Annotated in this window: 12 protein-coding genes; all 12 read right to left on the bottom strand. The window is 38.3% G+C overall.

What is annotated here, in order from left to right:
* The 12 genes from BN1546_RS13910 to BN1546_RS13855 all read right to left on the bottom strand — a co-directional run bounded on the left by BN1546_RS13910 (nt 1) and on the right by BN1546_RS13855 (nt 11,803).
* Nucleotides 1-399 (bottom strand): flagellar protein FlaG, encoded by a 399-nt coding sequence (locus tag BN1546_RS13910; protein WP_064961696.1) that lies wholly within the window; start codon nt 397-399, stop codon nt 1-3.
* A gap of 111 nt (nt 400-510) precedes the next feature.
* Nucleotides 511-3,426, bottom strand: a complete 2,916-nt coding sequence (locus tag BN1546_RS13905) for a glycosyltransferase family 4 protein (RefSeq protein WP_090737984.1) — start codon at nt 3,424-3,426, stop codon at nt 511-513.
* A 44-nt stretch (nt 3,427-3,470) separates the two neighbouring features.
* Nucleotides 3,471-5,348, bottom strand: coding sequence for a glycosyltransferase (locus BN1546_RS13900; protein WP_090737982.1), 1,878 nt, complete (start codon nt 5,346-5,348; stop codon nt 3,471-3,473).
* A gap of 140 nt (nt 5,349-5,488) precedes the next feature.
* Nucleotides 5,489-6,316, bottom strand: a complete 828-nt coding sequence (gene hag, locus BN1546_RS13895; protein WP_064961693.1) for a flagellin Hag — start codon at nt 6,314-6,316, stop codon at nt 5,489-5,491.
* A gap of 151 nt (nt 6,317-6,467) precedes the next feature.
* Entirely contained in the window at nt 6,468-6,707 is a 240-nt protein-coding gene (csrA, locus tag BN1546_RS13890; protein WP_063212276.1) for a carbon storage regulator CsrA, read from the bottom strand.
* A gap of 2 nt (nt 6,708-6,709) precedes the next feature.
* Entirely contained in the window at nt 6,710-7,162 is a 453-nt protein-coding gene (gene fliW / locus BN1546_RS13885; RefSeq protein ID WP_064961692.1) for a flagellar assembly protein FliW, read from the bottom strand.
* A 90-nt stretch (nt 7,163-7,252) separates the two neighbouring features.
* The gene (locus BN1546_RS13880) at nt 7,253-7,822 is read right to left on the bottom strand and encodes a DUF6470 family protein (RefSeq protein ID WP_090737980.1); all 570 of its coding nucleotides are present in this window, start codon (nt 7,820-7,822) and stop codon (nt 7,253-7,255) included.
* A gap of 17 nt (nt 7,823-7,839) precedes the next feature.
* Nucleotides 7,840-8,760: a flagellar hook-associated protein FlgL gene (gene flgL, locus BN1546_RS13875; protein WP_090737978.1), complete on the bottom strand. Its 921-nt coding sequence runs from the start codon at nt 8,758-8,760 to the stop codon at nt 7,840-7,842.
* Nucleotides 8,761-8,824: 64 nt separating this feature from the next.
* A complete protein-coding gene (gene flgK / locus BN1546_RS13870; protein ID WP_090737976.1) occupies nt 8,825-10,393 on the bottom strand; it encodes a flagellar hook-associated protein FlgK in 1,569 nt (522 codons plus the stop codon).
* A gap of 18 nt (nt 10,394-10,411) precedes the next feature.
* Entirely contained in the window at nt 10,412-10,912 is a 501-nt protein-coding gene (locus tag BN1546_RS13865) for a flagellar protein FlgN (protein ID WP_058830206.1), read from the bottom strand.
* Between the two features lie 9 nt (nt 10,913-10,921).
* Entirely contained in the window at nt 10,922-11,197 is a 276-nt protein-coding gene (flgM, locus tag BN1546_RS13860; protein ID WP_013373392.1) for a flagellar biosynthesis anti-sigma factor FlgM, read from the bottom strand.
* A gap of 195 nt (nt 11,198-11,392) precedes the next feature.
* Entirely contained in the window at nt 11,393-11,803 is a 411-nt protein-coding gene (locus BN1546_RS13855) for a TIGR03826 family flagellar region protein (protein ID WP_016324805.1), read from the bottom strand.
* Nucleotides 11,804-11,963: the final 160 nt, after the last annotated feature.

Raw genomic sequence — 11,963 nt, 5'->3', positions numbered from 1 at the left:
TTACACTTTTTGGTCTACTAGGATTCCTGCTATTTCCATCATCTTAGCTACTAGGTCCAATGTTTTTTCTGGGGGAATTTCACGTATCAATTCACCTGTATCTTTATTAAGGACCTTCACCATAATTTGGTGTGTCTTTTCATGTACGCTAACTTCTAATGTTGTAGAAGGGCCTTGTAGAGCCTTAACTGCTCGATCTATTGCCTTAATTAGCTGTTCCTCACCAAGTGACACTGACAGCCCTTGTTTTTCATGCTTTGTTAATTCAAAATCGGTCTTAATAGTTTGTATTACCGCACCACTATTAGTATTGTGAGAACCAGTGTACTCACTCTTTAAATTACCACCTTTCACTCCATCCACTGTGGTACTTGTCGAAACAGAGAACTGCAGATTCATCTGACAACCTCCGATACATGTTTTTATAATATATATCGGCTAAACGACCAATGAACTGAATAGAGTATAAATCTGTAGATTATAAATTTCGATCCCAAGGATGGTAAGCAGTTATCTGCATAACTCTTTATCAATCATTCTGGACAACTTATCCCTGCCATTAATGTTTAGGTGAGAAGCATCATAAAAATCCTTCTCTTCAAAATTACGACTCCTAAAGTAGTCTAATAGCTTAAAGTCATATTCTTCCTTCATCTCTCTAATAATCGAATGAAACTCTCTTTCTAGCTTAGGGGAAAACGCGTCACTATAACACTTTGCTACAGGACATACAACAAATACAGGCGTGATATTATTCTTTTGCAGCATATTAAGATACTGTTTAAGTATTGCTTTATTCTCTTCTACAGTTTTCGGATAATTTTTGTTGCTATCTTTTTCTGCTAAAACGGTAGCATTGAGTTTATCATCATTAGACATTTTTCGACTTCTAAGAATAGTATTTTCTTTTTCTTTGCTTTCTTTAAAAGCCTCGAAAACTTTTGTTGTTATATCATCTAGCAATAACTTCTTACTAAGAGTTTCAAACTGATCATAGTCTTGTTTAGCTTTCTTCTCTTCATGATAGTTATGCATTGTTTGAAAGATCGGATAATACATGCGTGAACGATCTTTATAGATACTTAAAGATAGGTCAAAATGAAAACTATAATAACTAAGCCCAATAATAAAATTGCTTATTGTTTTATTAGGGTTAAAGTAATTAAGTATCCACTCCGCAATCTTATAGTCATAAAAAAGATCTTGACTAGATAAAGCCATATTTTTATAGTTCTCGCCCAATAACTCTGTATTAATTCCTACCTCATGGTATGAAATACCTGTAACTATACCAGTTATGTCATTCTGGTTCTCAGTTATGCTGTTAATATTTTTATGATACTCATATAGATAATAATTATTTAAGGCACCCACCAAATCAATAATTTTGCTGGCGTCGAGCGAACTAAGTAAGCTGTTTGCTTCAAGCTTAACAATATAATCATATTCAAGAAACTTGATCTCATTAAGACCTATGATCTTAGTATTTCTTATAAATGTCCCAGCATATTGTCCACTAGAATCGACGATTGCCTCAACTGTGCATTTGTTTGGATCAGTAAGAAGATAAGCAAACTCTGTTAAAGTGTTAACTCCAAAAATTATCACTTTATACTTCCTGCTCAACCCACCCTGACCTTTATTATCTGTTTGTAACAAAGAGGCTTCCAGAGGAGACTCTTTATTCTCTATATTTAACTTGGAACAGAGTTCACTAACCAATTCATTTAGATTTCCTATATAATCTGGATAGAAATATGAATTATCTATTGTAAGAAAATATTCGCAAATAGCAGCCGCTCTATCTCTAGCTCCTAGTCCATAAAGCACTCTAGAAAGCAAGTACCAAAGTTCCATGTTCATCTTGTGAATTTCCAAAGTAGATGTTAGAAGTTCAAATGCATTTGAGTACATTTCCAACTCAATGTAACATAAAGTAATCCAACGTATGCACACTGGATACTCTATCGATTCTTTACTAGTGACAGACAAAACATCTTTTAAAAACCTCAATACTTCCACATACTTTTTATGCTCAAATAAGGCCGCCACTGTTTTGTACTTAGTATTTGTTAAATTAGGATTTTTACTTTCAATTAATATTTTTTCAGGAAACCCCTTCTCTAGATAGTTCCTTCTTTTATAGAACAGCTCCCAAGAAATATTACTTATTCCTTGAACGGTTGAATATTCTACAGGCCTCCAAATCTCGCTTGCTTTCGTAGTGCCTAGAAGGTGGTTAATACAAAGTAATTCCTCATTAGAAAGTTGATCCTTATCTTCACAAATTATATCCCATTCATTGTTTACTTGGATTTGCACCCCATGAGCAGCTACACTTTTATAAAAATATAATAATTCGGATAATATTGTATCCCAGCTAAATGAATTTGCAGTATCGATACCATTTTTTTTCAACTTTCTATATAATTCCTCATCATTTAACAAACGTATAACCTGATCGGTAATCCCCTGTATATCACGAACATTAGTCACCAAGCTATTATGCTCATTAACCGCGTATTCCATAACACCGTTACTATCAGTTACTACTACTGGTGTACCACAAGCCATGGCCTCTAACGGTGGAAGGGAAAAAGACTCATAGTGCGATCCTGACACATAAACATAAGCATCTCGATAGAGTTCCGCAATTTTGGTTTGCGGAGGATTAATATATACTTGTCCATAAGGCTGTAATGGCTCATTCGGAGTTATCCAAACAAAATCAAGATCGTAACCTCTATCAACGATATTTTTATGCACCTGCTTTAATTCATCAATACCTTTAAACTCTACCCTATCACTACCAACGACAATCATTTTTCTAGCTTCCAAAGAGTTAGAGGACTTCTCATAAAATACATTTCTATTGAGAGCATTGTGAAATACCTTTGGTCTACGTTTGTACTTGCTCTCTATAATCCTTGATACACGCTCTGATACTGTCGTTATATATGCAGGCAGCGCAAAGAGATGATTTAAGGTGATTGACAATTCTTCGCTCACATCCGTGAATAAGTGAAAATCTCCCTGCTCAAAATAAACAACTGGTGCAATACATGCATCGACACAGACATTAATTTGATCCCAATAAGTTGCGACTATAACGTCACAATCAGGTATAAACTGAGCTATATTAACTTGAAAGGGTATCTTAATATAATTGACATCAATAGGAAACCAATCAGGTTTAGGGAAATGAGAAATAATGGAGATCTGGGTTCCCAGCCTTTTCAGTCCATTTGCGTGTTCAAGTATTATCTTATTCCCCCCGCAAACATTAACGTGCCCTATCACATAAACAATATGAATGTTTTGTTTAGGCTCTTTAGGGACAAGTCTTTGAGTCTCAGCATATGCGAGGCGCTTCATTCTGGTTCTATATTCTTCAGATCTAGCTTCACTAATAATTTGACTTAACATAGCTGAACTCCTCTCAAGTGTAAAACTAAAATTTCAGCAAAACCTTAAGGATTCACCCAATCTGAGAATCTAAATTTCTTTTTAATTTCTGCTTTAATCACTCCCATGCCTTCAGAGTCATTCAGTGCCTCGTACAAGTTAAAACATCTTTCATAAGACGAATATTCGGGTTTCAATTCCAATAGCCTAGAATAGAATAATTGCGCATCCTGTAAGTAGCCAGATTTAAGACAAACATCGCCCAGTAAACGCACTAACAATGAGTTTCTAGGTTGTCTTTCAAAGCATTTAGAAAGCACATCTATCGCTACTTCATTGAAGCCATAATTCACTAAAACTTCGCCCAATCTAATATTTATGTCAATATCTGACTTGAGGATCATTGTCGAGACTCTCTCAAAAACGTCAAATTCCTGTAAGCTTATTAAATGGGTTATTACTTTCATAATAATATCTTCTATTCTAGTAGTTATCACAGGTTTCTTACCATTCTCGCCATCCATTAAGAAAGTGCATAAGGTTTTTTGCTCTTTACTACTAAGATTAAGAAGCGGTTGAATTAATTGAAATAGTTTCTGATCATTTTGTATGGTCGCAAGCACAAGGACGTCCAATGCGTTTTCTTCACCAACTGATATTTGCTCCCAACAGTGCTTAGACTCTTCATATTTTTTATCAAACAGCAGAGCAACTGCTCTGATCTTATCTTCAACTGTCAAATTGTAACTATTCAAATATTCATTAAGAAGCGGATGACGCAAAGAATACATAGACTCCATGAGCCAGCGTAATTCTTCTACATTTGATATATTGTAAATATTGTTTATATTTTGCTTTACGTCCTCGAAAGGAATATTGCCTTTCAAAATGATCTCAAAGTAATGATTCAGACCAGGTACAAACAGCTTTTTTTCTTGAATAACTTTAATGATCTCGTCATAACTTTTTGCCAGCTCACCTTTTTTATAATAAAGCAGGGATAGATAATAGTGAGCTCCGTAACCCCCAGCTCCCTCAGTTACAGTTATCCCCTTATCACCCATCACTATGCATTTTCGAAATGTAAGTTCAGCATCTTTAAAATAACCAGCTTCAAAATAAATTTTACCTTGTGCATAACGCAAATCCACTGTATTTGGAAATATCTCAACTGCATCTTCTAAAACTCTCAAACCTTCCTCATGTTTGTCCAAATAGCTCAGGCATGTTGCTATTCTAGTTAAAAGTTCTGGAGTATAAGATTTATCCTTACTGAGTGGGTATGATCTTTGATAGTACTCTATCGCCTTTTTATAGTTGCCCAAGGAGTAGTATACATTCCCTGTGTTAAACAAATTGTAGCCATTTGGATTTTCAGCGACTTCTTTTAACATAATAGGCAGGTTTCTGGATAGCTTATCTTTTTCCGCTAAGGTTTCATTCATATAACCGGTATGGAGAATAACAAAGTCCGCCATTTCATTTGAATACTCATAATTCTCGTTCATAGTATCTAAATGCTCGTGCAGACGATTTTTATATTTCAACTGTGGTTTATTTACAAACAATCGAATTGCAGTATGTGTATGCGCCCAACCAAAAGATAGCAAATTTCTAATTCTTATTAGGTAATAATCCTTACCTGACCCGACAACTGTTTTTAAGTCCGCATTCGACTCCAAATACTCATCTGCATCCAGTACTAGAATGTAATCAGATTCGGCATATTCTAATGAACGATTACGGGCTGCTGCGAAATCATCGGCCCAATGGTAAGAATATACTTTCTCTGTATATTTCCTTGCAATTTCCATCGTTGAATCTGTTGAGCCAGTATCTATTATGATAATTTCGTCAACTTTGTTTTCAACACTGCTTAAACATCTATCTAACACTTTCTCTTCATTTTTCACGATCATGCACAAAGAAATAGTTTTGTTCATGGTAAAACTCCTTTTTTAGTAAGTGCGTTATACAACTTTTATCGGCTGTTTCTTAAGTCTTCATTAGCTTTGAAAAAGGAGTTCTCACTAACAAAAAAAGGAATCCCATAAGAGGGATTCCTTTTTGACGCCAGTAAAAATTAACGAAGCAATTGCAGAACACCTTGAGGCTGTTGGTTAGCTTGAGCCAACATAGCTTGAGCAGCTTGTGCAAGAATGTTGTTCTTCGTTTGGTTCATCATTTCTTTCGCCATATCTACATCGCGAATACGGGATTCAGCTGCAGACAGGTTTTCGGAAGAAGTGTTCAGGTTGTTGATTGTGTGTTCCAGACGGTTTTGGTTCGCACCCAGTTTCGCACGCTCACCAGAAACTGTTTCGATTGCGGCGTTGATTGTGGAGATAGCTGCGTCGGCTGCAGTTTGAGTAGAGATATCGATACCGCTTGTAGCAGATTGTGCAACACCCAGAGTACTAGCATCCATAGAACCAATGGACAAGCTAATGTTTTGACTTGTGTTAGCACCGATATGGAATACTACACCAGAAGCAGAACCATCCAACAATTTCTTAGTGTTGAATTCAGTAGTGCTGGAGATTCTTGTGATCTCTTTGGAGAGTTCATCAACCTCTTTTTGAAGAGCGCCGCGGTCTACAGTAGTGTTAGTATCGTTAGCGGATTGAACAGACAATTCACGCATACGTTGAAGGATACTGTGTGTTTCGTTCAATGCACCCTCAGCTGTTTGGATCAAGGAGATACCATCTTGAGCGTTCTTAGAAGCCATATCCAAACCACGGATTTGACCGCGCATTTTTTCGGAAATTGCCAAACCAGCAGCATCGTCACCAGCACGGTTGATACGCAAACCGGAAGACAGTTTCTCGATAGCTTTGTTAGTGTTGCCTGTGTTGACAGCCAGCTGACGGTGAGTGTTCATTGCAGCGATATTGTGATTGATAATCATTTTAAATTTCCTCCCTGAAGGTAAATGTCCCACATCCATGTGGTTTATTGCTGTTACAGCTATCCGTTGAAGTCGGCCGCCCCTCCGCAATAGCTTGTACTATATATATCGACATTCTCGTCGAACTTTTAATAGCATTTTAGGATTTTTTTTATTTTCCGTTGTTTTTATTTATCATCTTGCGCAAAGCATCCAAATTTGGCTGCGTATGGGCAGCAGATTCACGGTTGGACTCTTGAATGGATAAATAGATTTCTTTGCGAAAGATGTCCATCTGTTTGGGTGCTGAAATCCCTATACGGACGATGTCCCCCTCTACTCCGAGTACCATGACCTCAATGTGATCCTGAATGATAATAGACTCGCCTTTTTTACGCGAAAGCACCAGCATACTTATTCACCTTCCTTTGAACGGATGGTTTCGTCTTCCTTAATAGGTTGCAGTGAATGCTTGGTTAGATACGAAGACTGGTACAAAACAACCTGCTTGGCTTGCCTATTATCGGGATTGAACACTAGAGGTGCCAATAGATTGATCGTTGAGTTCTCTACCTGCTCATGTAATGTTAGTATGCTGCGAACAACTAAATTAGATTCAATCCCCAGTTCTTCCGCTTCACTATCCGGGAGTTCGAACTCGTATTCAGGATAAAATATAAAAGGGTCAACTAGGACAAAAGATAGTTCTTTCTGCTGAAGGGACTGGAGATAGTAAAAGGGTGCCTCATCTTGATCGAGCAACACAAATTCAGTCGTCTCCTCAAATCCTGGAACTCCTTTTTCAAAACGATATATTTCTTTATCATTAACTTCAATGTCACCCCAAATAGATGTGGATATAATCACTATTATTCCTCCAATATTCAATTAGATCTATACGTTTTATTAAAAAAAGGCTATAGACGGCTTGAACAACCTCTATAACCTTAACTTATTTTACATCATGACATCAATTCCAGGCGGAATATAGGCCACAGATGGATATTGCTGCATATAAATCTCCAGTTTCCCCCGAGTATACTCAATCTCTGGACGATTAACGGTCACATGCATTTCCGATACAGCAGGTGTATATGTAATATCAGGTGCACGTGTTTCAACATGAATATCGACATTATCCATAGATGCCGGACCCCTAAATTCAGGAAGCACATGCGTTTCTGTATCCTCTCCATAAACATTGGCTACAGTATTACCAGGAATGTGAATCGCCGCCATTCGGTTGCCTTGCTCCACTTTATGCGCAATAGCTTGTAAAAATATCTGCGGCAATCCGGAATAAATTCGATTATTCATCTCAAGGTAATTGCCACCATTATAGGCAGAGAAGGCCGCACTTTGATCTATGGTTAGCTGTGGCTGATACTGGTGAATTTCCAGTTGAGCACGTCGTGTTTTTAATTCCATATCAGCCGAGGGCTGTCGAATCGAATACTGCCCAGGGTCTGCGTCAATATGCAGGATAGCCGGAGTTTGCCGGATCTGAAGCATCGGAATAATGGGCATCTCTCCCCCTCCTTAGACTACCTTAAGAAATCAACTAATGATGCGGATATGATCTTCGCTCCTGCTGACAAAGAAGCATTGTAAATATTCTCTTGGATCTTGGAATTCATTAAAAGCTCAGCGTAATCTGCATCTTCCGTTTTAGATTGCAAATCCGTTAAGTTTACCTCGAGATCACTCAAACGGCTCTGCATTAGCTCAACACGATTAGATTTAGCACCCATTTCCGACCGAACTTTTAGCATTTTTTCCACACGTGAATCAATATTAGCTAGTTGATCCCCACTTGTTTTAATATCACCACTTGCCAGAGCTGAAGAAAGCTGATTAAAAATAGTAAACAAATTGTCGGCATCCGCACTTGTTCCTACAACTTCATTACCAGTAACATTAATGGGTAAAGCTACATTTTCCCCTACTATAAAATTAACATTCCCAGTGTCCGTCACAATAGACGCTGCTCCAGAGATATCATGCGTATTATCTGCATTTAGAGGAAGGTCGTAAGGCTTCTTGTCATAGGTCTGACCATTGAATATATATTTTCCGTTCAACTGGCTGTTCACAACATCAATCATTTGTTCCTTAAGCTGACCGATTTCTTTGTTAATGCTGTCCAACGCTGATTGTGGATTAGTTCCCGTAGAGGCCTGCACTGTAAGTTCACGTACTCTTTGCATAATTTGGCCAGCCTGATCCATGACCGTATCATTAAAATCAAGCCAAGACACTGCGCTGTCCACATTCCGCTGGTATTGTTCATTTGAAGACAGTTCAGATCGGTACCTTAAGGAATACGTAATGCCTACAGGATCATCAGAGGGTTTGTTCAACTTACGTCCAGTCGACATCTGGTTCTGCGTATTATTCATACGCTCAGAATTTCGATTTAAATTAAGCAAAAGCTGTGAGCTTAGCATATTGTTAGTAACGCGCATAGTTATATCCCTCCGTAATTAAATATCCAGCTGTATATAAACATCAGATATTTAATCCCAATTCTTATCTTCCCACTACACCTGTGGAGTTAATTAATTTATCTAATAATTGATCGAATGTGGTCATAAACCGAGCAGCGGCACTGTAGGCATGCTGAAACTTAATCATATTGGACATTTCTTCATCCAGTGAAACACCGCTCACAGATTGGCGCATAGTTTCTACTTGAGATACGAGAGCTGTCGAGTTTTGTGTCTGTCTTGTAGCCTCTTGAGCCTCTATCCCCAACTGACCAACCATAGAACTGAAGAAGCTATCAATAGTAGCTGTATTCCCCGTAGAAACTGAAGTGAAATTGCTTAATTTCAAATTGGACATCAAGGATGCCAATGTATTATTACCCTTAACCAATTCCTCAGAAGGAGCAGTGCCTGTTACCCGAAGGGATGCTGCAATAGCGTTAGGATTATCTACTATAGCAGTGTTTAACGTGATATTGCCTGCTGTTATTGTCCCACCATTATTTGAAGTTACAAAAAAAGGTTTACCTGCAACCATATTACCGTTAGCATCTTTATCTTCTTGGGTATAACCCAGTTGATGCAAACCATTAAGACCTTTAACTGTAACTGTTAAATCCGATTGAAGTGTTCGGCTGGTCCCTGTGTAAGTCACTCCATTCAGTACAGTACCTTCTGGCAAAACTGAGCCTTTAGGTAGCGTTACAGTAATATTACCTGTCGCCAATGTGTTGGCGAGGTTATCCATTTGGGCTGTGTAATCAGCTACAAATCGATCCCTTGAGAAAATCATTCCATGCACTTCGCCACCTTGTAAATCATTAGAGGCAAAAGCTGCTTGTAAAAAAGCGCCGTTAATTCCAGTAGTCGGTTCAAATCCAGTTACTAATGCTTGACCACCCATATTAACATTGTAGCCTTGATCGGTATCAGTCACCGTTACATTAACGATTTTTGAGATTTTATCGACAATCAAATCACGTTGGTCACGTAGATCGTTAGCGTTATCGCCCAAACCTTCAATTTTAGTAATCGATTGGTTCAAATCAGCTATGGAGTTTACATAACTTTGTAGCTCACTAGACTTAGCCTCCACATTAGAAGTTAAGTCCGCAGATAAATTATTCAACTGTTTACTCATATGATTCATTGCATCAGTCAAAGCAAGTGCATTTTCTTTAACAATAGTTCGTGCAGTCACACTTTCTGGGTCTTTACTTAAGTCAGACCAAGATTTATAAAAGTTATCTAGAACTTTCCGAATCCCTGTATCGGACGGCTCATTTATAATCTGTTGTAGTTTATCAAGCGTATTACTACGGATTGTCCAACTACCCAGTTCGGTATTTTCTCCGCGATACTGGCTATCCAAGAACTTTTCGCGAATACGTTCAATAGCGTCAAATTCAACACCTGTTCCCAATTGACCAGGTACATTAGAACGGTTAATACCGTAAGCCTCCATGGGGATGGAAGCCTTCATTTTGACCGTCTGCCGTGTGTAGCCTTCCGTGTTAGCGTTAGCTATGTTGTGTCCTGTTGTATTTAAAGCTGCTGTTTGTGTAAAAAGACTTCTTTTAGCTGTTTCTATGGAATGAAATGTGGATGGCACTCTATTTTCCTCCTCGGCTCAAGCCTTAGTGTCGAACAATCCAGGTCGTGCGTGTTGATTACTCTTCTGATCAGGATGCATATAAGTCATTTCCTGATTAGGACGTCCTACAAGTAGATCCAAAGAGTAATCAATAAACACCAACGATTGCTCGATGAGTTTTTGGTTGATTCCATTAATTTCCTTTAATTCTGAAAGAGTGTGGGATAAGCGACTCTGGACACTGAGGAGTTTGTTCTTATCTTCTGGATCAAAGACAAGGCGCGCCAGCTCGGTTATAGTCAAATTAAGCTGAGACTTAATACCACGTTCACGAAGAAGCTCATACGAAACCTCCATACGAGCTTCTTCCAACTGTTCTACTTGTTTAAGGAGTCTGGATTCCTGGTTCAAATGCTGTACCAGACTATCCATATCATTTTCCATGACAATCTTTTTTTTACTTTTCGCCAGTTCTAATAAAATAAGATGCTTTTGATCTAGCTGTTCCAGCACACCAATCAAACGCTCTAAAGGCATATCCTTCACCTAGCTTTCGGAAGACTGCTTAAAGAAAGGTAACAGCTTCTCTGCAATTTTATCAGCATCTACACGATAGGTTCCAGAAGCTACTTGCTGCTTAAGCTCCTGAATTTTCTTAACGCGGTCTGCATCACTGCTGCGGTTCAGCATTTCCATTGCTTCTGGAGAAATGGAAACCTCGTCCTTGCGGCGGGATTTCTTTTGCTCCTCCTGGCGTCCTGTTTCAATATTTCGCTGATATGGATTAATAGCTCCGATGCGGTTGGTCTCGTTAATTTTCATAACTTCCACCTTCCTTAGTTATTTGATATGGTCAGAATGTATCAGACGACATAGCGTCGAACATGGTTCGTATTATGCCTTACTTCTTTATTTTGTGCATGGTTGCTAAAATAAAAAAACCGATAAGCTCTATAAAGATTATCGGCGGTATTTGAAACTTTTTGAATAGCTGAATGCGTATTTAATTCCCCTGTACTAGTTTCCGCGAAGTTTATCCATCGCGCTGTAGGTACCTGAGCCCATATTATTACTTTGATCCTGATTACTACTTTCGCGTATGGCCTGATTCAGGTCTTTAGTCAGACGTGTTCGACAAGAATCGCACATATGCCCATCACGAATCGGTATCCCGCATACCTCGCAAGGATACGTCATATTGGGCGCATTAGCAATGGAAATACGTCCCTCACGTATAAATGTCGTGATTTGTTTAACAGAGACACCTGTAGCTTCCGAAAGCTCATGCATATGAACACCTTTATTTTCACGTATATGTTTGACACAGTGCTCGTATTCAACCTCAATTTCTTTAATACAGTTCTGGCAAATCCCTCTGACATTCTTAACAAACAACTTTCCACAGCGAGGACAGTTATCCAAATTCATCCTCTGTAGCGCCCCTTTCCAAGTTCCGGTCTTTAATTACTATTATCCTTACATTAACTTATAGTGAAGAGCCTCGTCTAGCAAATATTCCAAATTTTTTTTTAGTTTTAACACAATTCTACATTTCGTTCGTTATCATAGTAAAAGTTATAAGAGAGGA

Origin of the sequence: Paenibacillus sp. Mc5Re-14, assembly GCF_001049835.1 — a bacterium.
In the GTDB taxonomy this organism is placed as follows: domain Bacteria; phylum Bacillota; class Bacilli; order Paenibacillales; family Paenibacillaceae; genus Paenibacillus; species Paenibacillus polymyxa_C.
This window is presented reverse-complemented; position numbering and strand designations above follow the sequence as displayed.